Genomic DNA, 26729 nt, shown 5'->3' with positions numbered 1-26729 from the left:
TATTAATTAGCGAGTCGGGTAATTTTGCCAACGTTGGGAAGGTTACGGATGCGTTTAATGATGCGTGCCAGATGCACACGACCTTTCACCGACAGCGTCAGATTGACGGTGGAAAGGTGGGCATCGCGCTCTTCAATACCAATCCGCTCAATATTGGCATCGGCATCGGTGACCAGCCCGGCAAGCTCTGCGACTAGCCCACGACGGCTCTCAATTTCGATACGCAGCGCGACCGGGAAATCTTCATCAATGGTGTCCGACCACTCCAGCGCGAAGAGCTTATCAGGGTCATTTTTATCGGCGAAGTTCTTATCCACCACGTTTTTACACTCAGCGCGATGCACCACCAACCCTTTGCCTGTGGAAAGGTGGCCCACCACGGGGTCGCCTGGTAGCGGATGGCAGCAGCGCGCAAAGTTAATCACCATGCCTTCGCTGCCGCTGATCATGACGGCTTTGCTACCCTCCCCGCCTACAGGGTGCTCATAGCTTTCGCCATGCGCCGCAGCCACTAGGCGGCGTGCCACCACGTGGGTCATGCGGTTGCCCATCCCGAGCGACTCCAACAGAGCATCCTCAGAAGAGACATCCAACTCTTTGAAGGCGCGCTTAAGGGCGCTCTCATCCAGTTCTTCCAGGCTGGTATCGAATGGCGCCAGGGCTTTATTGAGCAACCGTCGTCCCAGCATGACCGCTTCGGTCTGCTGCTGATATTTAAGCGCGTGACGGATTGCCGAACGCGCCTTTGCGGTGGTCACAAAATTTAGCCAGGTAATATTGGGCTTCGCACCGGGGGCGGTGATAATTTCCAACGTCTGACCACTTTCTAAGCGCGTCGAGAGCGGCGCCAAATGGCGATCAATGCGGCAAGCGATACAGTTATTGCCGATATCCGTGTGCACGGTGTAGGCGAAGTCGATTACGGTAGCGCCCTGGGGCAGCTCCATAATATCGCCTTTAGGTGTGAACACGTAGATATCGTCGGGGAACAGGTCGTTTTTAACGTGCTCGATAAACTCCAGCGAGTCGCCAGCGTGGCGCTGCATTTCCAGCAGGCCCTTAACCCAGGCGCGAGCACGTGCATGGCTGCCCTCGGCAATCGGATGGGAAGTCTGCCCCGCTTTATAAAGCCAGTGGGCAGCGATACCGTTATTGGCCATGGCCTCCATTTCACGGGTGCGTATCTGCACCTCAATGGGCATACCGCGGGAACCAAACAAGGTGGTATGCAGGCTCTGGTAACCGTTAGCTTTGGGAATCGCAATGTAGTCTTTAAAGCGCCCCGGTACCGGCTTATAGAGGTTATGCACCACGCCTAGAATACGGTAGCAGCTGGCCACATCTTCGGTAATGATGCGAAAGCCAAACACATCCATAATTTCGACAAAGGGCTTACGCTGGTCGCGCATTTTTTTATAGATCGACAGCAGATGCTTTTGGCGTCCAATGACGGTGCCATTAAGCCCGTCATCGTCCAGGCTTTTTTGCAGGGAGGACTGTATTTCGCGCATGGCACTGCGCCGGTGCCCCCGCGCTTTGGCAACCGCACGCTTGATGCGCTCCGAGCGCATGGGGTGAATCGCCTGAAAGGAGAGATCCTCAAGCTCGATACGAATCGTATTGATACCCAGCCGCCCGGCAATTCGCGCGTAAATTTCCAGCGTTTCACGGGCAATGCGACGCTTTTTATCCGGGCGTAGGGCGCCCAGGGTGCGCATGTTATGCAACCGGTCAGCCAGCTTGACGATGATAACGCGAATATCCCGCGACATCGCCAGCACCATCTTCTGAAAATTTTCCGCCTGGGCGACGGCTTTGTCTTCAAAGGTGATTTGGGTAAGTTTGGATACCCCGTCTACCAGCTCTGCTACCGGCTTACCAAACTGAGCCTCCAGGGCTTTTTTGGATACGCCGGTGTCTTCGATAACGTCATGCAGCATGGCAGCCATCAGGCTTTGATGATCCATGTGCATATTGGCAAGAATATTCGCTACCGCCAGCGGGTGGGTAACGTACGGCTCGCCGGAACGCCGCCGCTGGCCATCGTGGGCCTGCTCAGCGTAGTAAAAGGCGCGTTTGACCTGCTGGATTTCATCCGAGGGTAAATAGCCGCCGAGTCTATCGGCCAGGTCATCAATGGTGAACATCTACCGCGCCTCTATCGGTTTCGTTGAAAACGTTAGTCGTCGATATGAGTAGGCGCCATAGCCGGGCGCGGACGAACAGCGGCTTCAACGGGCTCGTCCAGTACAGTGTGATCGACCAGGCCTGCGGCAATTTCACGCAGCGCCATCACCGTAGGTTTATCATTTTCCCAAGGTAGCAGAGCATCGCGGGAGCCGCGCGCCAGCTGACGAGCACGCTGGGTGGAAATCATCACCAGCTTGAAACGGTTTTCAACATTTTCAAGACAATCTTCAACGGTTACGCGAGCCATGGGAGCCTTCCTGTTATGACGGAACCGGGCCGACACCGCAGAGAACGGCGCCGACCCAGTGAAAAAATGGTGCGACAAAAATAGTGCAACGCAATAGAAAGTAGTAGAACCGTATAGATTACTCGACCGTAGGCGCCTGTGACAAGAGCGCAGCCAACAGCGGCGCATGGCGCTCGGTCATTAACGGGCGACTTAAGCGACGGCTGATTACCAGTGACTGTAACTCCTGCAGCGCCGTGGTGAAGTCATCATTAACGACGAGGTAATCATATTCGTGGTAATGGGACATTTCACTCACCGCATCGCGCATCCGCCGGGCAATCACCGCATGCTCATCGGTGCCACGGCTAGCAAGACGTCGCTCCAGTTCCTCGCGGGAAGGCGGTAAAATAAAAATCGACACCGCATCAGGCATTTGTGTGCGTACCTGCTGAGCGCCCTGCCAGTCGATTTCCAGAATGACGTCCTGACCTGCCGCTAGCAATACCTCTACTGCCTGGCGCGAGGTACCGTAGTAATTATCAAATACTTTGGCATACTCGAAGAACTCACCCCGCGCGATCATCGCTTCAAACTCGGCTACATCGGTGAAATGATAATTGACGCCATTCACCTCACCCTCGCGCTTGGCACGCGTAGTGTGCGACACCGACACTTGAATCCCATCCAGGCTTTCGATTAGCTCGCGCACCAAGCTAGTCTTGCCAGCACCTGAGGGGGCAGAAACGATAAACAGCGTACCTTGGGACATGAAGTACTTTCCCTTCAGTTAGCAAAATAAGTAGCGGAAAACGTAGTAAACGCAAGTAAAGCGACTGCAGCAGAGCAGCAAGGCTGCGCAGTATCGCACACCCAGCGCGACGACTGTAGCGTTGGTGGTGACATACAGGGAGGTAGGCATGCGCAGTACGCTATTTATTTTAGCCCTGATTGCGCTGGGCGTAGCCCTGCAAAAAGGCATCATTGAGATTCCCCGCCACTGGGCGCCATGGGCTCCGCTGCATATTGACGACCCCATTACGCCGGTCACACAGCTTAAGTTAAGCCGCTTGGCAGACGACCGCGCAGGCTGTTTAGCTGCGTTAGATACCGTCCCCGAGGGCGAGCTGCGCTATACGCCATTGGCCGATTACGCCCCCACGGCGAGCTGCCCGCTTTCTAATATCGTGCGCATGCACTCTAGCGGGGTCGCGTTCAACCAGAGTTTCGTGGCCTCCTGCCCCATGGCACTAGCGTGGGTGATGTATGAACGCCACGCGTTGCAGCCTGCCGCTGAGGAGATTATGGGTAGCCGAGTGAGCCAGGTTAACCACGTAGGTAGCTTTGCCTGCCGTAACGTTTATGGCCGCGAAGCCGGCAGACGCAGCGAACACGCCACCGCCGAAGCGCTGGATGTAGTGGGATTTCAGTTTGAGAACGGCCAGCGTATTACGCTGATCAATGACAGGGATGATGAAGGCGAGGTAGGTGAGTTTTTACGCGCTGCGCGGGATGGCGCCTGCCATACCTTCGGTAATGTATTGGGGCCCGATTACAACGCCGCGCATGCGGATCACTTTCATATGGGCATGCGCGGATTTAGGCTGTGTCGCTAAGAGATCAACCATTACTTATTCGAGATTGATGTCATCTGCATCGGTGGCGGCACCGGTGGCAGCACCAACGCCACCGCCGATAACGGCACCTTGAACGACGCTACCACCGGTTACGGCTGCGGCACCCGCGCCAATGGCAGCACCGACACCCGCGCCGCTAGTAGCGCGCTCTCCGGTAGTGGTACCACAACCCACCAAGCCAATGGTTAACGCCACCACCGCGCCGAGGGTCAATATGCGTGTCAAATTCAATACCTGAATGTGCATGGTCATCTCCTTATGGGTTACTACTCTTACACAGTAGAGAGAATTCGACTTTTTAGCCATGTTAATTATCACTGTTCGATAACTAGGCAGCTGGCCAATCACAATGCAACGTTAGCCAACGCTAGGCTCGCTGGGCCACGGCGCCGTAGGTGCGCTTTTCCAACCATCGCCCAGCGGCAAAAATCACCAAGCCACAGAGTGCCAATCCCGCACCGACCAAGCCCGTGCTCGACCAGCTAAAGCCAGCGCTGATTGCCAAGCCAGCAAGCCACGCCCCTAGGGCATTGGCACCGTTAAAGGCCGCGTGGTTGAGTGAGGCCGCCATGGTTTGGGCATCTTCCGCCACATCCATCAAGCGGGTTTGTAATGAAGGCGCTAGTGCCATACTGGTGCCCACCAGGCCAACAAACAGCAGCCCCGTCCAAACGTTATTCGCCGCAAAGTAAAACAACCCTTGTACCACGCCACACCAGAGCAGAATGGTAGGTATGGCACGCATCAGGTTTTTATCCGCCATGCGCCCGCCGATTAAGTTACCGGCAATAGAGCCCAGGCCGAAAATGACCAGCACCAACGGCCCCAGCGCTTCGCTCATACCCGCCTGCTGGGTTAATGTCGGCATCACATAGCTAAAAATTGCGAACATGCCGCCGCAGCCGATGCAGGCAAGCGCCAGGGTAACCAACACCCGCTGCTTAAGCAGCGCTGAAAGCTCACGCACCGGGCTTGCTAGAGTATCGACGGGCTGCACCGGTACATAGAAGCGGATCAACAGGGCGGTGAGCAACGCAATACCACCGACACCCGCAAAGGCGATCTGCCAGCCCAACAGGTTACCCGCCCAGGTACCCAGCGGCGCACCGATCAGAATCGCCACGGTTAAACCCATCATCACCCGGGAAACAGCCCGCGCCCGTTGGTCTATCGGCACGGCTCCCGCGGCCACCAGTGCGGCGATGCCAAAATAAGCGCCGTGAGGTAAGCCAGCCAGAAAACGCAGCCCTACGAATGACCAGAACCCTGGTGCCATGGCACTAGCAATATTGCCCACCGCAAATACCAGCATCAGCATAATCAACAGCGACCGCCTAGGTACTCGCGCGGCCAGCGCCGAAATCAGCGGCGCACCGACTACCACGCCCAAGGCGTAGCTGCTTATTGCGTAACCCACTTGAGGCACCGTTACCGCTAAATCACCCGCCACACGGTTCATCAGGCCCATAATGACGAACTCGCTGGTGCCGATTCCAAAGCCGCCCAGCGCCAACACAAATTCGGCCAAGCGCGGGTTGCGCGCCAGCCCTTGAGACGACGATGCTGTCGAATCCTGCATGTTTAACTCCTTGGGATACCGCCCTGTTGGTATCTCGATTAGCGCTAAATGATCGCAGGATTAGACGAAAGTAGAAACATGCTGCGTTTAAAAAGTTAGCGTGCAAACTCAATAGTTAAGCTTGGCTGAATAGGAAATGTTTGGATACGGTGTTTGGCGGTCAGGCGCTAGGGGGTTCCACTGAAAGCAACCGCTCACGCAGATGACGGTTACGCGGCACCAAGCCGGTTTGCAGACCCAAGGGGCGGAATACTTGGTTTAGCAGAGCCAGTGTAGGGCTTGCTTTATCGGCTTCCAGATCAGACAAGGTGCGGCGACTGATACCCACCAGCTCGGCATATTGTGTCTGCGACATTCCCAACACTTCGCGGCGTAGTTGACGCAGCACCTGCCCTGAGCTGATCTCTTCCCGCAGCAGCTGGGACAATAGCGCCATAAGTAGTGCCTCGCGCTCAATGCTAGAGAGTTCTTTGCGTTTCATACCAGCCCCCAGCGGCGCAGCTTAGCATCCAGATAATTTAACCCCACCGCATTCGATGCTAGCAACGCTTCCGGCACTCCCCGCGCAGCAAGTCGTTCTTTTAGCCCGACTAACTGCCTCCCCAGCGCTTTTAGCTCTGCCATCAACTGCTCGGCTGGCACATAGGCATTTAAGTTCTCCGCAATGGCTACCCAGCTGAATTCAGGACCCTCTTCAAACGGCGCGCCCCAAGTGGTGGTGCGAATAATGCCTTCTGGGTCAGCCTTCATGGGCGCAAAATCGTAGACTGGCGCCAGCCAGGTTCCCTGAGGCGTTTTCAACAGCGCCGTATTGCGGCCATGGTTATCGCTATTAGCAAAAGCGACATTAAGCAGATCACGTTTCACCCACTCGCTCACGAAACGCGCCGTATCAAAATGACCTCCTAACTCGCGAACGCGGTATTGCTGGCTCAACAGGCCAACCAGTGCCTCAATCACGTCAAAATGGTTTAAGAAGCTTCCCGGCTGACGCTTCATCGCGGAATAAACCGACTCCAGCCCATACAGCGTTCGCTTTCCAGCGGGGTAATCAACATCAAAGCGGGGCAACCACAGCGATGGATAGCGCTCGCCTTCCAGTAGCCGCATCCCTTGAGTGTCGATCGTCGCTATGCCGAGTGACGCCAGCTCATGATAGAAATGGTATTCGGCGCGAAGGATATTGTTATCAAGCTCGGTGCGCTGGCCGCGAGGAAATTTCACCAGATAGTGCTGGTCGGTATTCGCCGGGTCATCCTGATAGGTATCGATCCAGACCTGATCGTTTGGCGAACAGCGTAGCAGTAGCTTAGGCGCTTCACCGCCAGCTCCGGTCGCACCACCCCCAGCGGCTCCCATTTGCTGCGCATAAGCAAGAAAATCGCTATCTCGATCCACAACATCACGTAAGGCAAAGCGTTGATGCTCTAGCGTGCTACCTACTGGACGCTCGGGAAGGGCCTCTTTAATACGTAAATTACCCACCGGAGCAATCGTCCCTTTAGCCAATAGGGCGTAATCTTGTTCAGCCTCAGTAAGCGCCGATATCCCCAACTGCGTAACCCAGTAACGGCGGCTGGCCCCAGAAGGCATGATATCGTCTAAAAAAGCGAACCAGCGTGGCGATTGATGAGTATTCATGAGTTCAATCGGCAAAAGCAGGCTGCAAGCATGCTCATCATCGCGATCCAGCCACTCAAGGGCATAATCGGTGATATAGCCCAAACGCGCAGATCCTCGACGACCTTGCTCTGGGTGCTCAATCACCAGCTCAGCGGCATCGTGCCACTGGCCATGATGAAATGCCTGGATGGTTAGCAACGTGGGACACCTTAATTGAGCAGTTAATAACTGAGCAGCTTAATGCTCAATAGTGTAGTCCAAGGTACCGGAATGTGCATTTTAATGTTCATAAATATATAAAAACCCAATTAGTGAGCAATATAACACTCATTTTAACCAGGAGTAATAATGCCAGCTGATACCCCATCTTTTAACACGATCGAACACGCCATGGCTGAACTCGCCAAGGCTGACCCCGATATCGCCCGCGCCCTACCTCTAGTCGGAGCGCCCTCGCCTCGCGAGCGTGATAAAGGCTTTGCGACGTTCTTCTCCACCATCGTTAGCCAGCAGCTATCCACCGAAGCGGCTCGCGCGATTATGGGTCGTGTAAATACACTGCTGCCCGAGCTTCACGCCAAGGCAGTGATGGAGGTAGAGGGCCAAGCACTGCGCGATGCGGGGCTTTCCTGGCGCAAGATCGAGTACGCTAAAGGGCTGGCAGAAGCAGAGTTGGCAGGCACTTTTAGCGCCGAGGGGCTTGAACAGCTAAGCGATGATGAAGCCATTGCCGCGATTACCGAGCTACGCGGCTTTGGCCGTTGGAGTGCTGAGATCTATCTGATGTTCTCGCTGCAACGCCCAGATATCTTTCCTGCCGATGATCTCGCCCTGCGGGTAGCGCTGGGCCGCTTAAAAGGCATGGACGACAACCCCACACCCAAGCAGGCCCGCCAGTTGGTGGAGCACTGGGCGCCCTGGCGCAGCATGGGTTCGCTGTTTCTGTGGCACTACTATCGCGGCGAGCCGCTTTAAGCATCCAGCCCGCCAAACTTACCATTCTGGTAATCATCGACCGCCTGAACGATCTCTTCGCGGGTATTCATCACAAAGGGGCCGTGGGAGTAGACGGGCTCGTCAATCACCTCACCGTGGCCAAAAAGCAGTCGCGCATCGCTACTGGCTTCGATATCGAGGCTGTCGCCATCACGATCTACTTCAATCAGATGGTGCGGCTTGACTGGTTCGCCACCCACCGTGACATCGCCATCCACCACGTAGAGAAACACCTGCCGTCCTGGCGCCGCGGGCAACTGTTCGTGGCTACCAGAAGGCAGCCTGAGCGTTGACATAAACACGCCAGTCAGTGAGTTGATAGGGCTAACGCTACCCTGCCACTCACCAGCGATCAGATTCAGCTCACCGCCACCCGGCAACTTAATAGCGGGAATGGATTCTTGCTGCAGCCCCACATAGCGCGGCTCGCTCATTTTCAAGCGCGACGGCAGGTTGATCCACAGCTGCAGAATTTCCAACGGGCCGCCGACGCGCAGAAACTCCTCCGGCGAAATTTCCGCATGCACAATGCCGCTGCCAGCGGTCATCCACTGAACCCCACCTTTATGGATCACGCTTTGATGCTTGGCGCTGTCCGCATGGGCCAGTGAACCTTCCAGAATAAAAGTGACCGTTTCAAAGCCCCGGTGCGGGTGCGGGCCAAAAGGTAGACCCTGATTGTTAGCCGGGTAGGTTTGAGGGCCATGGTGATTAAGAAACAGAAACGGATCGAGCTGTTCAAGCTGCGGCCCCGGCAGCGGGCGCCGGGTAACTAAATCGCCGATATCATCGCGCTTGGCTGGATGCTGGGCGATTACGCGGCGCACGGTTTGGTTAGTGTTTGCTGGCATAACTTACTCCTTATCAATACTTTCCAGCGTAAAACCTATAGCCGCGGATGAGGAGCGAATAATTTGCCCTGTTTCGTTGAAGGAAATTGTTATTAAACGTCTCAGCGGTTTCCTCAAAACTCGGTCACCACCGTCACACCTGCCCCTCCGAACTTATCCATGTTCATCAGCGCATCAATCGACTGCTCAAGATTGATTCGTTTGCCGATCAGCTTTTCAGGCGCCAGCTTTCCTGACTCGATCATCGCCAGCATGGCGTCATAACGGTGGGCCTGCATGCCATGACTGCCGAGTATTTCAAGCTCGTTGGCTATGACCTTGCTCATGGGAATGGCAGGCGTACTGTTCTCTGCCAACATCAACCCGACCTGAATATGCTTGCCACGTTTACGCAGGTTGCTGATGGAGTTAAAGCAGGTCGTCGGGTGGCCCAGCGCATCCAGGGATACGTGAGCGCCTCCTCGGGTTATTTCCGCAACCGCTTCAACCACATTGGCTACCTTGGCAGCATTCACGGTGGCAGTGGCACCCAGTTGGCGAGCCAGATCAAGCGCGTCTTCCGAAATATCGATGGCCACCACGTTAGCACCGACGGCGTTGGCAATCATTACAGCAGAAAGCCCAACCCCACCGCAGCCGTGAATGGCCACCCACTGCCCAGCCGATGTTTGGCCCTGATCGACGACCGCCCGAAAGGAAGTGACAAACCGACAGCCCAGGCTGGCCGCCGTCGCGAAGTCGAGTGTCTCTGGCAGCGCAACCAAGTTCACATCGGCATAGTGAATACTCACATACTCGGCAAATGAGCCCCAGTGAGTGAAGCCGGGCTGAAACTGGCTATCGCACACCTGATGGTTGCCCGAGTGACACTCTGGGCAAGTGCCACAGCCACCCACGAACGGCACCGTGACGCGGTCGCCAATGCGCCATTGCGTTACATCTTTACCAACGGCTTCGACTACGCCTGCCAGCTCATGCCCCGGCACATGGGGAAGTTGAATATCGGCGTCATGCCCCACCCAGCCATGCCAGTCGCTACGGCACACCCCGTTAGCCATCACTTTCACCACCACGCCGTGAGGTTCAGGCGTCGGATCGGGCAACTGCTGGATACTCGGCGGGGCGGAAAACTGCTCAAAAACAACGGCCTTCATCAAGGTCTCCTAAACCATATTGCTGTTTTTACTTTATAACTGTTTAAAGGGTTAAGAAGCGAATTAGTCACCGCTAACGTTTAACCGCCCCACTACTTGAAACGAATTATCCGTGGGACGCACCACAATCATCTCGCCAGAGCCTACGCCGCTACCAACCAACGCGGTGATATTCACCTGATGGGTAACCAGCAGCAAATTGCCCGGCCCTTTCCATGCGGCGATCTGCTGCTGGGCGGTTTGGGTGATTTGCGCTTGATCACCGCGCCCGCGAAAGAAGGAGTCTAACCAGGTTGTAGGCTCTACAGGCCCCAGCGCCATCAGTTCAGCGGTATCCAACGACCGGCACCAACGCGACGAATATACCGCCGCAATGGGAATATTCCGCTCGCGAAAGGTACGACCAACGGCTTCCGCCTGAGCACGGCCACCCGCAGAAAGGTTGCGCTGAGTCTCGCAGCGGCCCCGCTCAAAACCCGGCGGGTCGCCAATACCTGGGGCTAGGGAGTGGCGCATTAGAATTACCAAGCTGCCTTCTTGCAGTGCTTGCCAGGTTGTTTCGTTTGCCTGGGTGCTGATGGGCAGGATGCTCAGCACAGCGAGCAGTAGGGTTAAGGTGATGTGGCGTAGGGTGGGCATGGGGTGTCCTTTGCTATCGGCCAGTACAAACACAAGCCAATTTTTTCTTTCGAGACGCAGTGCGTCTCGAATGGCACTGAGCAGGGGCAGCGCAACTAACTGGGAACTGCCGGGGCAGTGACCATTTGCATAAGTCTATCCAGATAGTCCGAATCAGACATGAACAGCACATGCTTGGCACGTAGCTCTTCTGCCGTCATTCCCCAATGACTGTTAACCCACGCGCTTGTCGTACTGGACGGCGCCAAGATAACGCTTTCAAGCTCCACGTGCTCATTCTTCAGCCGCCGTTGGACATCCTTGATGCGTTCAGAGAACTCAATCTTTTCATCTTTGGGCCCAGTATGCCGTACACCGTGAGGGTCAACGAAGACAATACGCTGCCTATCCTGATTAACATGCCAAAGTATGAAATCAGGGTAAAAGCCGCCTGCTTCAAAAAATCCTATACCCTGCTTTACCAAGTTCCTGAGCAGATACACCTGCTCTCCCCGCTCAGCAATGGCCTGCTGGTTTCTCTCAAGCCATGCTTTGAGATCTTCCACAAAACGGAATTCACTGTCATTGAGAGCAACCGGCTCAACACGGATCCGGCTATCTTTGCCAAGATGTAGCAACGGATTGTAGAGATGCGCGCCAATTTGTACGGCGCTAACACCGTTTGCTTTGGATGAACGATAGGTCGCTTTTTGCTGCTGTTCAATCGCCGCCTTCATTTGCTTGATATCGTCGATCAGCGCCGACTCACTGCCATCCACCACTAACTGATACTCATTAGTGGCCGGCAAATTACCGTTCGCTTCCTCAAGTGCTACCAGCTCCATACGTGGCTCTAAGTAAGCACGGCGGTGAAAGTTGAAGATACGATCTAACAGCAGCGATAGCAGCTCTAACGCCATACTCTGATAACGTTGAAAGTTATCTGCATGGAGTTTCCATTGGTCATCGGGTACTAACAAGCTGTACCAAATCTGGCTTTTCAGTAACTCTGGGAAACGCTCAGCGTCGATTAACAAGTTAGCGTAACCCCGGGCACGGCGATAACGCTCCAGGTCACGTGTCAGCGCGGCCATATCGACGAACATCAACCGGTCATCATCGAAATAGCGTGCCTGTTGCTTCGCCAAGCCAGGCTTAGCCATGACTTCTTTCACACCCGATGCTTGAATGCTATCCACCCTGGGATATCGATCTAGCTCAACCCGGCGCTCCTTTAGAACGATATCCGGTGTCAGGCCCAGCGGGTTTTGAAAGTCACCGCTAATAACTGGATGCCCAAAACGCACCAATGGGCCATCACGATGAAAGCTATAAGCCTGCCGGGTATCCTGACGCACTTTAGGCCGTAGCATCTTCAATGATTTACCCACGTCTTCCATAACATTGAGCTTGAGGGTATGCACTTCCGGGTTATCGTTTCCCGGTAAACCTTCGTCTTCCAGAAAGTCACGGAAGGTGGCCATAAAGTCGGCACCAACGCCAAACACATTCAGCGTTTCCAGCAAGTAGAGATATTTTGGCGCAAGAATCGGATCAAGTCGGCTTGAGCGCATCAGGCTCATGTCACGCCCCTTTAGGCGTACCCCACGGCCGAAGAGCTGAATAATCTGCGAGCCCTCTTTCTTACCGGTATTCATCAGCCCCATGCTGGAAACCCGCCAGCAATTCCATCCTTCAACAAACTTCTTGGAGCCGATCAGTAGATTGACGGGCGAGCTCTCACGAGTAACCTCAGCAAAAATAGGGTTAGCCAACTCAGACTTACGAACCTGTAGGTGCTTGATATCGTGGCTTTCCAGATGCTCGGCCAAGCCCAAGGCGTCGCCCACATTAATCAGACCAAAGGGCTTTTCAGCCTCACCAACCTTTAGCAGCAGCTCGCCTGAATCACCGGTAATCCGGTCAACATTGAGCGTACCGCCTCCTGCTGCGTGAAAAGTAAGCGTAAGAATATCCCGATAGAGAGCTTCTACGGTTAGCTGTTGCTCTTTAAGCCAAGGAAAGCTGCCAGAGAAAATTTCATTGCCCTGCTTATCAATCAGACCTGCACTTGCGGCATCACCTTGGTAAACGGCACTGAGCGCCTGCTTTGCTTGCTCTTTCTCGCCCAAAAACCAAGCGAGGAATTCCAGAACCTGAGCGATATCGGAGGCACGCTCATTGTAATTTTTGGCGCTCTCTTTACTGCCATCGTCTTTTACCACGCTGGCACCCACGAACACCCAGAGTGGCGCGGCAAGGTTCCACTGGCTTAGCTCTCGGTGCTCTTCGCGGAAATATCGCTGCTGCTGGTAAAAAGCCAATAGCGCCGCTGTCAGGTAGGTGTAACGCTGCCGAGTTTCCTTCTCGGGCAAATTGAAGATACGATAATCCTTGCCGTAGCCATCTTCATAGAAATAGCGGTACCCATAATCGAAAAGAATATTCTTGGCGTAAGACTCCTCAACCCCATTATCCCCAGCGGCTACTACCGCTTCTTTAAAGGTTGCCGAGTATTCAAAGGTGAAGCCACGACCCGCCAGCTTGTTACGATGCGAAAGCCAGCCTTTCTCCTCACTGGCAGAGCCCAACCCACGATGCCCTTCGTCAACCAGCAGCAAATTGCCGTCACCAAAGCTGTCGACGGCCATTTTCTTTTTGCCTTGCTCAGCCCCAAGCTTGGTAATCTCACTAATCGCGACGCGGCTGAGTGACTTGCGCTCACCGCTGAACAGGTCTCCTCCGTCCTGACTAAGACGCTCCGCCTCTAAGCTAGATTCTCGGCACTCAAGCAAATGTTGGTCGCTGAGGCGTTCATTGGGCGTGATCAAGATTATTTGGCCGTAGTCGCCAATGCGTTGGTGTTGACGGGCATAGTGGCGAAACTGACGCACGTTAGTGTGCATCAGCAGCGTTTTACCGGAACCAGTGGCATTTTGCAGGCAGAGCTTATTAAGGTCTTCATCCTGGTACCGGCCAATGCCGGTCTGGTACCCCTGCCCTTGCCAAAAAGCGTTAAATCTATCTACCTGGGCGTTAAGGCCCTCTTTCAGCGCCTCTCGATCACGGAAATATTCGAATAGGTAAATTTCCACGAATAGCAGCGTTAACCACTGGAAATACTTCCACTCGACTTCCACCTCACGCTGCTGATTGAGCGCATCGGTGTGTTCGACGATATTGGCATCAAAGCGCTTTAAATCTTCTTCGCTGTATTGCCAGCTGGACTGATAGCCACCCAGCAATGCGTGTAGATAGTGATGATGCCGATCCGCGGTCAGCCCAGGCTGACTCTCTTTGAGGTTTTTATTCAGCAGCGTGACTGGGCGCACTTGGCTGCCCTTGTCACGGTACTGCTCAAGCGGGTCGATACCAAAGCGCGTCATCACCCACTGGTTGAGCACCAGTTTTTTGAGAAAGTCATTCTTGGCACTGAGTACTCTGATTTTCGCTTGGCGTGGCTTACCTGCCATTAATGCGACTCCCGATCCTGTCGATTCTGCTCATCACTCTGTTGGGTAGGCGCATCATCACCTATGAGGACTGGCCTATCGTTCTCCCAGACCACGGCATACTGACCAAGGCGGCGTTTACGCTCGAGCGTTTCAGCAACAGCCGAGCGCAAGCTTTCTAGCATCTCGTGAGTATCGGGGGTCAACTGAGTCATGGCTGAGACTCCTTTAGGAGTAAAGTGTAGTAACGCTCATCAAGCACCTGGTGCTCCGCACCCACTTGCTCAAAAACCGGCGCTGGGGCTCCTCCCGCGTTCATAAAACAGCGTGCACGGGTAACGCTTGGCGCGTAGAGCACCAACAGGTTGTTAAGACTGCGGGGAAAGCGACGCTGGATATCTTTCAATGGGATATTGTGCCCGCCGTGAGAGACACGCTCAGCCACACGCAGACGCGACATCTCGGGCGAAGGCAGCGCCAAATAGACGAGCTCGACCCGCCAACCCTCGCCTATCAGGCGTTTTATGAGGCTGAGATACCCCCGCCCTGAGAGCGTTGTCTCGAAGGCGAAGTCTTCGCCTTCGATAATGGCGTCCTCGATTTCCTTGAGAAAAATACGGCTGGCAGAGAGCAGCTCACGCTCAGGCGCTAAAGGCGACAGCCCGGCGGCGATTAAGTCAGCGTTGATAAAACGGGCACACTTAGCCACCTGCGGCAAATAATGCAGGGCAAAGGTGGTCTTGCCAGCCCCATTGGGGCCAGCAACGATCCAACACGTTGGCATGGCAGGTTTAGAGGTCATCATCACACCCTTCCCACATGCGGGCATGGAAGGTTTCTTCCAGGCTATGAACACGATCACGGGCACGGCCCGACAAATTCAGGCCGTGGGGGCCATTGATATAGATGGTGTCGAACTCGCTATCCGTGGTGCCGATCTTATATTTTTCGAGCAGCGCCTCTAGCACAGCGGCATCTTTTTCCGCATCGTCCGTTAGCTTGCGCCATACCACCAACACTTTAGCCAAGTCCTCGTCACTGCCCGGAATACGGCGCACGTGGCCTTCTACTTGGCGAATCCAGTACGCGCCATCTTCATTTTCTCGCAGGCTTACAGCCTTCAGGCGCGTGTTTTGATCTTCCGGCAGCTCGGGGTCGGTCTCGCGTTCAAAGCGGGCCACGTAGGTGCGTGGTTTATCCAAATGTGAAACGTGCAGACCTATTAACCAATTAAAGGTCTCAACCAGATCCACCACGGTTTTACGGCTTTCATCGCTACCGGGCTGCTTCACTTTCAGCATGTAATTTTCAGGATCGCGGAACCACTCGGTGTTCAGCAGGCTGGCCGAGCCGCGAGTTTCCACATCCAGTAGGTATTTAAGCGTGTAGTCATGGCGCAGCTCTGGATGCTTTTCCATTAGCGCATCGCGTTTAGGGTCTTCATCCAGCTCTAAATTGTTGAGCGTGTCGTCGTAGCTTTCAAGACTAAGGTACTTAAACCCTTGGGACACACCGTTTAGCTCTAAACTATCATCAACACATGGGCGGCCATTTTTCCACTTTTTTGAATATGCAGCTCTGATAAGCCTAGGCTTTAAAACCTGATCAAAATAACCTCCCATTTCAACTAAAAAATATCTTAGAAAACTACTTCCATCTCTTTTCTTATTTATTGACGAAACTCCAGTAGTTCCTGAGCCTGCAAAATAATCAAGAACCCATCCCTCCTTTTCAAAATACGAAAGCACTCTACCGATATCTTTAGCATCTTTTGGATTATCGAATGGGCGTCCTCCCATTATGGATTCAAACTCATTATTTGTATTTTGTGCGTAACTCCAAAAAACACTACCCATCACCTGTTTTGAATTTTCAAACAGATAATAAACAACTCCTGGAACTGTATTTTCGTCACGCCCAAAGAAAATCTCACCACGATTGTATTTATTCCAAAAGGTCTCAGGCTTCGAATATCGCCAACCACTTTTGGGGATTTTCACTGGGAAACCTGTCTCCGGATGCAAGACCTCATACCTGGGACCATTACCACCCGGCCAATTTATATTTCCATCGTCTCTATAAGGACCTCTATCGGATGTTTTTGGATATTTTGCTAACACTCCTTTAACTTCAGGGTCTTTAATAGTAGAAACATAATCCTTCCATTCGTTTCGGATATCTTCTATACATTTCCCATGACGCTTTTTTATTTTATAAAATTCAGCTTTAGCTTCATCCACTCCTACCTTCAACTCTCTGAGCTTTCTCCCAGACTTATCTAAATTATCTTTATTTAAGCAGTACACAGCCATATATTCATGGCCTACGGAAAAATACTTTGCATCATTTTTCCTATTTCTATCCCAAACCAATCTAGCAAGCCTATTGTGCGCGCCAAAAATATCGTCTGCAAGAAAGCCAAAGTTTTGTATTTCAACATCATCAAAACTTACGACAAAAAACGAATCATCTGCCATAAGCTTAATGCTTGATGAAACTCTATCGTAAAGCATAGACAACCAACTTGAATCCTTATAGTTGTCTTTATATACAAAACCATCATCACCTGTATTATACGGTGGATCTATATAGCAAACAGACACTTCTTTTTCAAAGGTATATTTTGCCAGTCTAACCGCTTGAAAATTATCCGACTTTATTAGCACTCCATCTAAGCCAGATATAGCTTCGCCATAGCAAGAAACTATTTCATCTTTAACTTCCTTTTCAAAAACTCCAGTATCTACCATCATGAATTTAAATTTATTTTTAGACAAAATACCAGAGGGCCCATCTTCACTTAACAAGAGATCTATTTCACTTAGATCTACTGAGTAAAGTTCAGACCACAGCTTTCTCTGGGCACTATTCTTTAAAATATAACCAAGAAGGGCATCATTTTTATCAAGCTGATTTAAACTAATGCAGTAATTAGCATCTTTAACAAACTTCTTCTTCAACCAAAGCTTTTTCTGAAAATTTTCAAGCTGCGCCAGAAAGGTAATAACTTTCTTAGCCAACTGACGCAGCACTTGGATCTTTTTAAGCTGTTGCTCAACGATGAGCACATCCGCATCGTCGATATCATCCAGCCGCAGAACTTCATTTTTAATATAGAAATCCAGCTCGCGGGAGAGGAAGCCGCCCAGGTCTTTGTGGATAAAATAATCCATGGTGTTGCGGGCCGTGTACTGCTGCAAGTACTTGCCCAGCAATGTGCGTTCTTTCTGCTTGTCAGTGGGCGCACGGGTGGCCAAGTTTTCACGGTAGGCGACGACACCATCGGTGGCACGCAGCGCCTCCATGATGCTCTCTTCTGCTTCGACCAACCGCCTCTTTTGCCAGGTGCCACTCTTCCCGGTCTTTTCGGGATCCGGTCGGTATTCAAACTGCAGCACGAGATCGGCGCCATCCAAGCGAATAGGTTCATCGTGATGGATGATAAAGAAGCGTTCGGTGCTCTCTTTTACATCGTTGTGTTCACCTTCGGTAGCATCCACCACGCGGCAGTGTACTTTGAGGGCAGCGTCTGTCGAATCAAATGCCAACCCTGCTTGGGCCGCGGAGCCTTGCAGCGTCTTTAACGCTTCGTTTAGGTTGAAGGTAAAATTGGCTAAGGTTTCGGAAGATTTTACGTAGTACTGATCTTTGTTGGCCCAGTGGAGATAAACCTCACGGCCATCGTAGGGCACGGCGTAAGGGGCCGCACGGCTGTCATTCTCCGCCACATGGTGGCGGCGGCTCATAAAATCGCCTTTATCGTAGTAGCGTGAAAAGAAGCGGTAGAGATGGTCGTAGATATCTACCGAGGCACTCTGCTCTTGCTTGGCCACATGGTAAGCCGCCCTTGCCTGCTTCACGGCAGGGGCGCTATCCGGGTCTGGAGCACCTAATTCTTCAGCTTGTTTACGCTTCTGCTCAATGTCATTACTCATGGCTGACAGTTGCTGCTCGCCCTGCTCGGCGAAGGCATCTTCAATCGCTTGCGCTAGGTCTTCACGAATAAAGCGGGAGAGCTGGTCGCTTTTGGCATGCATGATGCGGTACAGCCCGAAATCCAACTCTGGCTTATCAAGCTGGAACAGCTCATGCAGCAGCTTGATAAAGCGTTCCTTGTGAGTCTCGGCAATTGCTACAGCCATTGATCTTTCCCATTAGCTACGTGCGCAAGACGTTTTGAAACAGCCTTTTGCAACAGTAAATTACGCACAAACGGGGCTGAACATGCTGTTCAGCCCTCAATATTAAGTTGCACAGATGATACCGACCCTCGCGGCTTACGTCATGCGATGGTGGTTAGCGTTTACGCCAGTTCCCAGCGAACCCGGAACAGCCGGTGGGTCTGGCTTTTACGATGCATCTGTCGCTCCAGAGCATCAATGAGCGCGTCGCGTTTCTCTTCAATCTCATCTTGCACATCGAAAATTAACTGTCGATCCCGCCGCTGTTGTCGTTCAAACGACTTAAGCACCTCTTGGGCGGCTTTTTGCTCTTCCAAGGACTCGGCGATCCGCGAACGCCGCTTGGCGTCTTTGATCTTAGCCCGCGTATCTTCCAGTTGTGCCTCGCTGGAGGTAACTTGGTCTTCGGCCCAAGCCTCTAGTTTGTCACGTTCGCGCTGAAAATAGCCGTGGTTCTCTTCTAGAACGCGACTAAGGGTGGCATCCAACTGTCTTTTAGCCAGCGGAGCCAAATCTGCTGGAGGTTCAGGCGCTTGCTTCTCCACCAAAGCTGAAATATTGAACAGCCGTTCACATGCTTCTTGATCAAGACGTGTGCCATCGTCGGCGAGGCCAGTGAATACCAAGTGCTCTTCATGTTGGAAGCTATCGAGTTCAAGCAGGTTTAGCTCCAACCAGCCGCTTTGGGCCGACAGTTGTTCAAGTACGGATATGCGAAGAGGGTGATCTGCCAGCTGAAAGCGAAGCGTAACCGTAGGTGTCTCCTGGCGGCGCCCATGATCCAATACATGCTCACCCAGTGGATGGGTGAGCCGATAGATGTGGGCATGTTCAGGTGGCTTAATGCCCTTCTCTTTGCGAATCAACCAGTATTCACCCGTTGGTACACTACTTAGTGGCGATTCTTTTAGCTGAAAGGTTAGGTGACGGTCACTGAAGACGGCCTGATTGGCTAAGCTGTGCCGGGTAAGTTTCCAAAAAAGTTTACCGGTGCGATCAAGCTGAGCCTCAGCTTTGTCGCGTTGGATTCGTAACAAATCGTGAATCTGCTCGTCGAAGTGCTCAAGTAACTTGCTCTCGGTCTCACGCATGCGGACATCAATATCGGCCTCTAATTTCTCACGTAGCGCTACAAAGGCCGCCTCAATAGCATCAGGTGTGCGGCAGGTAGCATAGATTTCAGCAATGCGTTTCTCGATGTCCACCCCGGATTCCAATCGGCCAAGAATGTCATCGGAAGCGCCGAACAATCCATCGAACAGCTGAAACTTCTCGCTTAATAGCTCTAAAACGCGTTTATCAGCCTCATTACGCTGATTTAAGAAGTTAACGACCACCACATCAAACTGTTGCCCGTAACGGTGGCAGCGACCAATACGTTGTTCTACCCGCTGAGGATTCCAGGGAAGATCGTAGTTGACCACTAGATTACAGAATTGGAGGTTGACCCCTTCGGCGGCAGCCTCAGTCGCCACTAAAATCTGCGCACTATCACGGAAATGGTCAATGATGGCAGAGCGCCGGTCGATAGCAGGGCTGCCTGTAATGTGATCGCTGCCTGAATGCTCAGTTAGCCAACGCTGGTAAATTCCCGTTATCCCCAGGCTGTTGTTGGTGCCGCTAAAAGTGACTACTTGATCAGCAAAGCCATGGCGTTCGAGGAAGCGACTTAAATACTCAAGCGTACGCCGCGATTCGGTGAAAATCACCGCTTTGCGTGGTGCTCCCATCTCATCCATACGGGCGAAACCCGTTTCAAGGGCGGTAACTAACGCATGGGATTTAGCATCTTCATGGATGCCTTTAGCCAAGCTCAGATACTGCTCTATTTCAGCGATTTCGCCCTGTAACCGGGTTGGATTGATCTCCTGCTCTATCAAATACTGCGCATTAACTTCTCCAACCTCGTCGGTATCGGCTGATTCCAACAGCTCTTCATCAAGTGATTCATCGGCTAGCAACGTTGCAAGCCAGTCTTGCTCAACTTGATGCTGATTGTGGAGCGATTCTAAACGCTCCTTTAGTGTTTCTAGGGTCTGGATAATGGCGGTGGTGGATGATGCTAGCAATTTTCGAATGACCAGCGAGACCAAGTGACGCTGGCGGGATGGCACGCCATAGCTGTCTTCGCGTGCCAGATAACCTGATACCAAGTGATAGAGCCGCTGCTCATCAGGTGAGGGTGTAAATGGAATCGTTAGTGCCTTCCGGTGAGTATACTGGACGTACTCTAATACCTGACGCCTTAGAGTACGCTTGGCAAACTCGTCAAGGCGACGGCGCAGCCCCTCAATGTCGTTACCATTACGCATGAATTGACGTCGAAAACTGATTGCATCCCCGAACAGCTGTTCATCAATTACGGTCGATAGGCCATATAGCTCAATCAATGAGTTTTGAAGCGGGGTCGCCGTGAGTAACAGCTTACGGCAACCTGCAAACGTTCGCTTAATAGCCTGTCCGGTGCGATGACTTTCACGGTGGGCATTGCGCAGTTTGTGAGCTTCGTCAATGACGACGAGATCCCACGGTATGGTGCGCAGCTGGGGCTCCATTTTGGCAGCAAAATGGTATGACATCACACTGATGACATCTTGATCTAAAGGATCGTATATCCCTTGGTCACGCTGCTGCTTGTAGGTACGAGCATCAAGCACCTGGGTAGGCAGGTGGAACTTCTCGGATAGTTCATTCGCCCACTGTTTTCGTAGCGCGGCTGGCGCAATCACTATTAAACGACGCCGACGCTCTGCCCAGTACTGGCATATAACCAGGGCTGCCTCAATGGTTTTACCAAGACCCACTTCATCCGCCAGTAAAACGCCTTTTGATAACGGGTTTTGTAACGCAAAGAGGGCAGCATCAATTTGATGGGGATTAAGGTCGACGGAAGCATCAAATAGAGATGTTGCCAATCTATCGACATCACCACCTCGCCGCTGGCGAGTTAGCTCATAAGCAAAGTACTTGGCATGGTAGTTCGTGATGTTCTCAGTCGTCACCCTATTCCCCTACCCGTTGCAATAAGACAGCTCTTACTTTCCCTTGCCGCAACATAATGTGCAAGGCTGGGCACCGCGCATCATAAACTTGCTATGCTCGAAAGTGAGGGCATCACCGAGACTACCGAAACTTTCCAGCACGACTGTAAGTTGCGCTATCGCGCCGAAAAGCATCGTGACACTTGCACATTATGAAACTATACTTTCATAATTAACTTTAAAATGAAGGTATAGCTTTATGCCATCCCGTTCAGCGGTTGTGTTCCCCAAGGATCTCAGGGTGTTAAAAGCGCTGGGCGAGAACATCTTGCTTGCCATGAAGCGCCGTAAAATCACCCAAACCCAGCTATCAGAGCGCACGGGGCTCTCTATGCCGACGCTGCGCAATATTCTGCGTGGCGAGCCTAGCGTCTCAATGGGCCATTACCTAGTGGTGTTATCGTCACTTGGGCTTGCTAGCGATTTAGCGAACGTAGCATTAGACGATGAGTTTGGGCGCAAGCTGCAAGATATCGAGCTGCTAAAAACGTCTAATAAGGCCACTATTAAGTCGAAACACGCTAGCTCTGTGGTTTATCGCCCTACAACCGAAGGCAGGCGTTGATCATGAGTAAATCGATATGGGTCTATGCTGATTGGCTTGCTACGCAGCCAACTGAGCTAGTTGGGAGGCTAGAAGTCGACCTTGTTCGGGGCAGCGAAGTCTACCGCTTCGCCTACGCAAAGACATGGCTCGACTCTCCGCTTGCGGTGCAGATTGACCCTGAGTTGCAGCTGTTTTCGGGGGATCAGTTCAATAATGACGCGCGCAACTTCCGGGTGTTCCTTGATTCTTGCCCCGATAGATGGGGGCGCCTGCTCATGCAGCGGCGTGAAGCGGTTGTGGCTAGGCAAGAGGGTAGGCGTTTAGTAAAACTCAACGAATCCGACTATCTCCTCGGTGTACACGATACGTTCCGCATGGGCGGGCTGCGTTTTAAGTTACAAGAAGACGGCCCTTTTCTTGATAACAATCAGCAGCTGGCTGCGCCGCCATTATCCAGCCTGAGAGAATTGGAGTATGCAGTCAGCCAAATAGAGCTACAGCCTGATTTGGATAGCCCCGATTATCTAAATTGGCTGAATATGCTGATTTCACCCGGCTCATCATTGGGAGGGGCGAGGCCAAAAGCCTGTGTCATGGATGGCGATGATCTTTGGCTGGCAAAATTTCCCAGCCGGTATGACGATTATGATATAGGCGCATGGGAATATTTGCTTTATCGCATGGCAGTGGATGCGGGCGTTGAAATGGCGCCTTGCCGACTTCAGCGGTTCAATAGCACTCACCATACCTTTCTAACCCAACGCTTTGACCGTGTTGGCAGCTTACGCCGGCACTTTAGTTCAGCGATGACTCAGCTAGGTTATTACGATGGTGATGCAGGCGCGAGCTATCTTGAGCTAGCCCAGTTTCTTATCGAGCAAGGAGCCCATACTCAGCAGGATCTTCACCAGCTTTGGCGCAGAATGGTGTTCAACATACTTGTCTCAAACGCTGATGATCATCTGCGCAACCATGGCTTCTTGTTAGCGGAAAATAATAGCGGCTGGCGACTATCGCCCGCCTACGATATCAATATCTCGCTGGGGGCGGCAGGGCTGCATCTAAATATTGATGAGTACTCCAATGCGCTGGATTTGGATTTAGCGCTGGATGTTTCACCCTATTTTCAGCTGTCACTAAGTGAGGCACGGCTAATTCTTGAACAACTCCAGAGGGTGACGCGCCAGTGGCGCCACTATACCGATGAAATAGGCATCCATCGGCAAGAGCAGCAGCTAATCGCATCCGCAATTATGTGAAACTATATATACAAAAATTAGAATATTTAGAAAATATAGCTTCAGTTTCTGTCACTCGATATTCTGAATCTGCTCCCGCATCTGCTCAATCAGCACCTTCAACTCCACCGCACAGCGTGTCGTCTCAGCCACCACGGATTTTGACGAGAGCGTGTTGGCTTCGCGGTTGAGTTCCTGCATTAGGAAATCCAGGCGGCGGCCTTTGGGGCCTTTCTGGGCGAGCTGGTGGCTCACTTCTTCTATATGCGCGGTCAGGCGGTCTAGCTCTTCATCCACATCAGCTTTTTGCGCCACCAGCACCAATTCGGCTTCCAAGCGCTGGGGGTCGAGTTCAGTTTTGGCAACCTCCAAGCGTTCCAGCAGTTGGGCGCGTTGGCGCTCTAAAATCTGCGGTAGCAGGCTGCGTACGGTGGTGACCTGTTCGCTTACTGCCGCCAGGCGGGTGGTGATCATCTCAGCAAGCTTTTCGCCTTCACGGGCACGGGCGTCAATCAGCTCATCCAGCGTTTGGTCGAACAACGCTTTGGCAGCAGCTTTGATGGCATCCTGGTCGAGGTGTTGGGTTTCCATTACACCGGGCTGATTGAGGAGCGCAAGCGTGGTGGGCGGCACGGCGCTGGGTACTTGCTGCTGAATGGCGGTTAGCGCATCAGCAATGGCGGCTAAGCGGGCGCTGTTAACAGCGGGGGCTTGGGCGGTTTCGGCGCTCTCAAAGCGAACACTGCATTCGACTTTGCCACGGGCTAAACGGGTGCGCAGCGCTTCACGCAGCACTGACTCTAGGTCACGCAGGCTTTCATGCAGGCGGAAGTGAGGCTCTAAATAGCGCTGGTTCACCGAGCGAATTTCCACCTGCAGCGTGCCAAACGGGGCAGCCTGCTCGGTGCGGGCAAAGGCGGTCATGCTGTGTACGCGGCTGGAAGTGGCCATGTTTCATCCTGGTAGTGAATAACGGTGTATAAAGCATTGCCAACAGTCGTGTCTAAATGGCTAGCCTATTCATTCGATTCAGTAAATGCTGTGCGAAAGAGCGTATCAAACACCCATTATTTCTGGCTGAACCTCTATGAGCAGACGGGAATCCCGCGGTGGCGTATCAATCAGCTCGAAGACGCGGTCGATCATCTCGATCACATTTTGCCGAACCATCATCAAACGCGGATGAAAGGCAGCGGCAAGAGGATCCCAGTCAAAACAACCAAAAATAATGTTATCTAGATAATAGCCATTTAGCTGTAACCCACGAACGATGCCCTCAAGAGAAATCGTGGAGTTGACGAACATAGCGCTGGGCAGAGTAGACCGGTTACGCATGTATGTTGCCAACGCAGCCTGGGCCTTATCGGCAGCATAATCGCAGGGGAGGATATTCTCTTCCGCCGTCGCCAGCCCCACCTCCTCTCTCGCTTGCTTGAAGCCGGCAATACGCTCGCGGGTATTGTGATCCTCATCACGGCCGCCAATAAATAGCACAGGGTCATCACTGCGCTTCTCTTCAGCAAGGCGGTTGAGGATGGCATGGGTAAGCTGTCGCGCGCCATCACGGTTATTGGAAATCACCGACGGTGCCTTACTGCCAGGAAGGTCGAGATTAATGCTTTGCACGCCGCTCTCTGCACACATCTGTGCAATCGTATCCGGATCCGTTGCGCCGGTGCATACCAGGCACTCGACACGGTAAGCCAGCATCATACGGGCTGCTTCGCACTCTTGCTTGGGATCTCGATTCGTACACGAAACAATCGCAAACAGCCCCCGTCGACGTGCTTCTGATTCGAAGTGTTGGGCTATCGAACTGAAATAGCGGTTGTCGTACAACGGCAGGATCATGCCGATGATACCTGAGCGCTCGCGCCGCAAGGCACGGGCCTGCATATTGGCCGAGTAGCCTTCCGCCTGGGCGAGCGAAAGAATTTTGCTGGCAAGTTTCTTACTGATGCGACGGCGCTGCCAAGTGCCGTTGAGCACAGCACTGACGGTACTGGGCGATGTTTCTGCCAACCTCGCCAAGTCGTAAATAGTCAGCCGCTTGGATGAAGAGTCGCTAACCACGTGGCAGCTCCTTGCGATTAGATAAAAGTAGCATTGACGTGATGATGCAATAGATCAATCCTACGCTATGCACAACCGATTGTGCATTCTCGACTAAATGACAATAACGATAGCGATGACGCATCGCTTAGGTACCACTCAACGTATCCAGCACTGTGTAAAGCTCCTATGCATTGTGAGGCTCGGAAGCGTCTGCGCCATTTTATTTGATCATGACGCAACGTACAGCAGCACTATTAAAGCGCTTCAATGCACTCTATTCCACTGACTGGGTCAGCCAACAGCAAGCAGGAAATCACAATGAAATACAAAACACTTCTTACCGCAGCTACGCTAACAGGCATTATCGGCAGCACCGGCGCAATGGCTCAGGAGTCTCCTACGATTGCCGTGGTCGCCAAGGTGGGGGGCATCCCCTGGTTCAATGCCATGGAAATGGGCATCGAACAAATGGGTGAAGAGCTTGGAGTAGAAGCCTATATGGTAGGCCCCACCAGTGCTGACCCCGCCCTGCAGGTACGCGCGATAGAGGATCTGATCAGCCGTGGCGTTGATGTCATTGGTGTTGTCCCGAATGATCGTGAGGTTCTTGAGCCGGTATTGGAACGAGCACGTGATCAGGGAATTATCGTACTGACCCATGAAAGCCCCGAATCGGTCAACATCGACTACGACTTTGAAATGATTTCAGCGCAGCAGTTAGGTGAAGAGCACGCCAAGCTATTGGCTGACACCACCGGCTGCGAAGGCTCGTATGCCGTTTACGTTGGCGGCCTCAGCGTGCCCGCTCACAACGCCTGGGCAGATGCTGCCGTGAGCTGGCTCGATGATAACTGCTCGGGCTTGACCCAGGCCGCTGATCGTTTCGGCGTTGCCGAAAGCGTCGATGACAGCCGCAACACCACCCTGGACTTGCTGCGTGCCCACGAAGACTTGGCCGGTATCATGTCGTTTGGTAGCCAAGGAACCATCGGTGCTGCTCGGGCCGTGAAAGAGCGGGGGCTGGAAGGGGATGTGGCCGTTATGGGCCTGTTCTCTCCTGGCCAGGGGCGCCGCCTGGTACACGAAGGTGTGATTACCGGTGGTTTCCAGTGGAGTCCTCTGGACGCGGGCAAAGCGTTCGTTGCCCTGGGTGAGATGCTCTATAACGGCGAAGAGATTACCGATGGCGCCGAATTGCCGGTACTGGGTGAAATTACCCTGGACGGCAAAACGATCTTTGCCTCACAGCCACTCAAGCTGAGCAAAGATACCGTGGATGAGCTGGCAGAGCTCGGCCTGTAAGAGTGCGCTTATTGATCGTGTAAAGGCTGCCGCGCTCTT

General features: G+C 52.9%; 22 protein-coding genes. 5 read left to right on the top strand and 17 right to left on the bottom strand.

Annotated elements, in window-relative coordinates; genetic code table 11:
- Positions 1 to 2: 2 nt before the first annotated feature.
- From ACW17M_RS00620 to gmk, 3 genes are all read right to left on the bottom strand, one after another.
- Positions 3 to 2147 carry a RelA/SpoT family protein gene (locus ACW17M_RS00620; RefSeq protein WP_041157433.1) on the bottom strand — a complete coding sequence of 715 codons (2145 nt, stop codon included), beginning with the start codon at positions 2145 to 2147 and terminating at the stop codon, positions 3 to 5.
- 32 nt (positions 2148 to 2179) lie between these two features.
- Positions 2180 to 2437: a DNA-directed RNA polymerase subunit omega gene (rpoZ, locus tag ACW17M_RS00615; RefSeq protein ID WP_007112267.1), complete on the bottom strand. Its 258-nt coding sequence runs from the start codon at positions 2435 to 2437 to the stop codon at positions 2180 to 2182.
- Between the two features lie 118 nt (positions 2438 to 2555).
- A complete protein-coding gene (gene gmk / locus ACW17M_RS00610) occupies positions 2556 to 3188 on the bottom strand; it encodes a guanylate kinase (protein ID WP_009286310.1) in 633 nt (210 codons plus the stop codon).
- A 148-nt stretch (positions 3189 to 3336) separates the two neighbouring features.
- Between gmk and ACW17M_RS00605 the strand changes: the two genes are divergently transcribed.
- Positions 3337 to 4032, top strand: a complete 696-nt coding sequence (locus tag ACW17M_RS00605; RefSeq protein WP_457546731.1) for an extensin-like domain-containing protein — start codon at positions 3337 to 3339, stop codon at positions 4030 to 4032.
- 15 nt (positions 4033 to 4047) lie between these two features.
- Here the strand turns inward: ACW17M_RS00605 and ACW17M_RS00600 are convergent, their stop codons facing one another.
- The 4 genes from ACW17M_RS00600 to ACW17M_RS00585 all read right to left on the bottom strand — a co-directional run bounded on the left by ACW17M_RS00600 (position 4048) and on the right by ACW17M_RS00585 (position 7453).
- Positions 4048 to 4299, bottom strand: a complete 252-nt coding sequence (locus ACW17M_RS00600) for a hypothetical protein (RefSeq protein ID WP_022521090.1) — start codon at positions 4297 to 4299, stop codon at positions 4048 to 4050.
- Between the two features lie 121 nt (positions 4300 to 4420).
- Positions 4421 to 5632, bottom strand: coding sequence for an MFS transporter (locus ACW17M_RS00595; RefSeq protein WP_022521089.1), 1212 nt, complete (start codon positions 5630 to 5632; stop codon positions 4421 to 4423).
- A 160-nt stretch (positions 5633 to 5792) separates the two neighbouring features.
- Positions 5793 to 6113, bottom strand: a complete 321-nt coding sequence (locus ACW17M_RS00590; protein WP_159177813.1) for a helix-turn-helix transcriptional regulator — start codon at positions 6111 to 6113, stop codon at positions 5793 to 5795.
- A complete protein-coding gene (locus ACW17M_RS00585) occupies positions 6110 to 7453 on the bottom strand; it encodes a type II toxin-antitoxin system HipA family toxin (RefSeq protein WP_457546730.1) in 1344 nt (447 codons plus the stop codon). Before ACW17M_RS00585 ends, ACW17M_RS00590 begins: the two co-directional genes overlap by 4 nt.
- A gap of 150 nt (positions 7454 to 7603) precedes the next feature.
- On the opposite strand from ACW17M_RS00585, the gene ACW17M_RS00580 reads away from it, so the two are divergent.
- Positions 7604 to 8230 carry a DNA-3-methyladenine glycosylase family protein gene (locus ACW17M_RS00580; protein WP_457546729.1) on the top strand — a complete coding sequence of 209 codons (627 nt, stop codon included), beginning with the start codon at positions 7604 to 7606 and terminating at the stop codon, positions 8228 to 8230.
- Here ACW17M_RS00580 and ACW17M_RS00575 read toward each other — a convergent pair.
- The 8 genes from ACW17M_RS00575 to ACW17M_RS00540 form a co-directional block, all read right to left on the bottom strand.
- Positions 8227 to 9102, bottom strand: coding sequence for a pirin family protein (locus ACW17M_RS00575; protein WP_457546728.1), 876 nt, complete (start codon positions 9100 to 9102; stop codon positions 8227 to 8229). The genes ACW17M_RS00580 and ACW17M_RS00575 overlap by 4 nt on opposite strands.
- A 113-nt stretch (positions 9103 to 9215) precedes the next feature.
- Positions 9216 to 10256: a zinc-dependent alcohol dehydrogenase family protein gene (locus ACW17M_RS00570; protein WP_457546727.1), complete on the bottom strand. Its 1041-nt coding sequence runs from the start codon at positions 10254 to 10256 to the stop codon at positions 9216 to 9218.
- 63 nt (positions 10257 to 10319) lie between these two features.
- Entirely contained in the window at positions 10320 to 10895 is a 576-nt protein-coding gene (locus tag ACW17M_RS00565; protein ID WP_457546726.1) for a histidine phosphatase family protein, read from the bottom strand.
- Between the two features lie 95 nt (positions 10896 to 10990).
- On the bottom strand, positions 10991 to 14347 hold the full coding sequence (locus ACW17M_RS00560) for a DEAD/DEAH box helicase family protein (RefSeq protein WP_457546725.1): 3357 nt from the start codon (positions 14345 to 14347) through the stop codon (positions 10991 to 10993).
- The gene (locus ACW17M_RS00555; RefSeq protein WP_179914907.1) at positions 14347 to 14541 is read right to left on the bottom strand and encodes a hypothetical protein; all 195 of its coding nucleotides are present in this window, start codon (positions 14539 to 14541) and stop codon (positions 14347 to 14349) included. The genes ACW17M_RS00560 and ACW17M_RS00555 overlap by 1 nt, the downstream gene beginning before the upstream one ends.
- Entirely contained in the window at positions 14538 to 15131 is a 594-nt protein-coding gene (locus ACW17M_RS00550) for a hypothetical protein (RefSeq protein ID WP_457546724.1), read from the bottom strand. Before ACW17M_RS00550 ends, ACW17M_RS00555 begins: the two co-directional genes overlap by 4 nt.
- On the bottom strand, positions 15118 to 18468 hold the full coding sequence (locus tag ACW17M_RS00545) for a site-specific DNA-methyltransferase (protein ID WP_457546723.1): 3351 nt from the start codon (positions 18466 to 18468) through the stop codon (positions 15118 to 15120). Before ACW17M_RS00545 ends, ACW17M_RS00550 begins: the two co-directional genes overlap by 14 nt.
- 161 nt (positions 18469 to 18629) lie before the next feature.
- Complete coding sequence (locus tag ACW17M_RS00540) at positions 18630 to 21509, bottom strand: SNF2-related protein (RefSeq protein ID WP_457546722.1); 2880 nt, start codon at positions 21507 to 21509, stop codon at positions 18630 to 18632.
- A gap of 238 nt (positions 21510 to 21747) precedes the next feature.
- Between ACW17M_RS00540 and ACW17M_RS00535 the strand changes: the two genes are divergently transcribed.
- Positions 21748 to 22113, top strand: a complete 366-nt coding sequence (locus tag ACW17M_RS00535; RefSeq protein WP_457546721.1) for a helix-turn-helix domain-containing protein — start codon at positions 21748 to 21750, stop codon at positions 22111 to 22113.
- A 2-nt stretch (positions 22114 to 22115) separates the two neighbouring features.
- On the top strand, positions 22116 to 23354 hold the full coding sequence (locus ACW17M_RS00530) for a type II toxin-antitoxin system HipA family toxin (RefSeq protein WP_457546720.1): 1239 nt from the start codon (positions 22116 to 22118) through the stop codon (positions 23352 to 23354).
- Positions 23355 to 23405: 51 nt separating this feature from the next.
- Here the strand turns inward: ACW17M_RS00530 and ACW17M_RS00525 are convergent, their stop codons facing one another.
- Positions 23406 to 24284, bottom strand: a complete 879-nt coding sequence (locus ACW17M_RS00525; protein ID WP_457546719.1) for a YicC/YloC family endoribonuclease — start codon at positions 24282 to 24284, stop codon at positions 23406 to 23408.
- Positions 24285 to 24389: 105 nt separating this feature from the next.
- A complete protein-coding gene (locus ACW17M_RS00520) occupies positions 24390 to 25406 on the bottom strand; it encodes a substrate-binding domain-containing protein (RefSeq protein ID WP_457546718.1) in 1017 nt (338 codons plus the stop codon).
- 300 nt (positions 25407 to 25706) lie between these two features.
- Between ACW17M_RS00520 and ACW17M_RS00515 the strand changes: the two genes are divergently transcribed.
- Complete coding sequence (locus ACW17M_RS00515; protein WP_457546717.1) at positions 25707 to 26690, top strand: substrate-binding domain-containing protein; 984 nt, start codon at positions 25707 to 25709, stop codon at positions 26688 to 26690.
- Positions 26691 to 26729 lie beyond the last annotated feature (39 nt).

Source organism: Vreelandella sp. 2A-K22, assembly GCF_054065485.1.
The sequence above is the reverse complement of the archived record's forward strand: the minus strand, read 5'-3'. Positions and strand labels throughout refer to the sequence as shown.

What these genes read in the sequence shown, in the direction of transcription:
- ACW17M_RS00570 (WP_457546727.1), bottom strand. Translation starts at nt 10,256, where the DNA reads ATGAAGGCCGTTGTTTTTGAGCAGTTTTCCGCCCCGCCGAGTATCCAG.
- ACW17M_RS00545 (WP_457546723.1), bottom strand. Translation starts at nt 18,468, where the DNA reads ATGGCTGTAGCAATTGCCGAGACTCACAAGGAACGCTTTATCAAGCTG.
- ACW17M_RS00535 (WP_457546721.1), top strand. Translation starts at nt 21,748, where the DNA reads ATGCCATCCCGTTCAGCGGTTGTGTTCCCCAAGGATCTCAGGGTGTTA.
- ACW17M_RS00595 (WP_022521089.1), bottom strand. Translation starts at nt 5,632, where the DNA reads ATGCAGGATTCGACAGCATCGTCGTCTCAAGGGCTGGCGCGCAACCCG.
- ACW17M_RS00605 (WP_457546731.1), top strand. Translation starts at nt 3,337, where the DNA reads ATGCGCAGTACGCTATTTATTTTAGCCCTGATTGCGCTGGGCGTAGCC.
- rpoZ (WP_007112267.1), bottom strand. Translation starts at nt 2,437, where the DNA reads ATGGCTCGCGTAACCGTTGAAGATTGTCTTGAAAATGTTGAAAACCGT.
- ACW17M_RS00555 (WP_179914907.1), bottom strand. Translation starts at nt 14,541, where the DNA reads ATGACTCAGTTGACCCCCGATACTCACGAGATGCTAGAAAGCTTGCGC.
- ACW17M_RS00515 (WP_457546717.1), top strand. Translation starts at nt 25,707, where the DNA reads ATGAAATACAAAACACTTCTTACCGCAGCTACGCTAACAGGCATTATC.
- ACW17M_RS00525 (WP_457546719.1), bottom strand. Translation starts at nt 24,284, where the DNA reads ATGGCCACTTCCAGCCGCGTACACAGCATGACCGCCTTTGCCCGCACC.
- ACW17M_RS00600 (WP_022521090.1), bottom strand. Translation starts at nt 4,299, where the DNA reads ATGCACATTCAGGTATTGAATTTGACACGCATATTGACCCTCGGCGCG.
- ACW17M_RS00580 (WP_457546729.1), top strand. Translation starts at nt 7,604, where the DNA reads ATGCCAGCTGATACCCCATCTTTTAACACGATCGAACACGCCATGGCT.
- gmk (WP_009286310.1), bottom strand. Translation starts at nt 3,188, where the DNA reads ATGTCCCAAGGTACGCTGTTTATCGTTTCTGCCCCCTCAGGTGCTGGC.
- ACW17M_RS00575 (WP_457546728.1), bottom strand. Translation starts at nt 9,102, where the DNA reads ATGCCAGCAAACACTAACCAAACCGTGCGCCGCGTAATCGCCCAGCAT.
- ACW17M_RS00530 (WP_457546720.1), top strand. Translation starts at nt 22,116, where the DNA reads ATGAGTAAATCGATATGGGTCTATGCTGATTGGCTTGCTACGCAGCCA.
- ACW17M_RS00550 (WP_457546724.1), bottom strand. Translation starts at nt 15,131, where the DNA reads ATGATGACCTCTAAACCTGCCATGCCAACGTGTTGGATCGTTGCTGGC.
- ACW17M_RS00620 (WP_041157433.1), bottom strand. Translation starts at nt 2,147, where the DNA reads ATGTTCACCATTGATGACCTGGCCGATAGACTCGGCGGCTATTTACCC.
- ACW17M_RS00565 (WP_457546726.1), bottom strand. Translation starts at nt 10,895, where the DNA reads ATGCCCACCCTACGCCACATCACCTTAACCCTACTGCTCGCTGTGCTG.
- ACW17M_RS00590 (WP_159177813.1), bottom strand. Translation starts at nt 6,113, where the DNA reads ATGAAACGCAAAGAACTCTCTAGCATTGAGCGCGAGGCACTACTTATG.
- ACW17M_RS00560 (WP_457546725.1), bottom strand. Translation starts at nt 14,347, where the DNA reads ATGGCAGGTAAGCCACGCCAAGCGAAAATCAGAGTACTCAGTGCCAAG.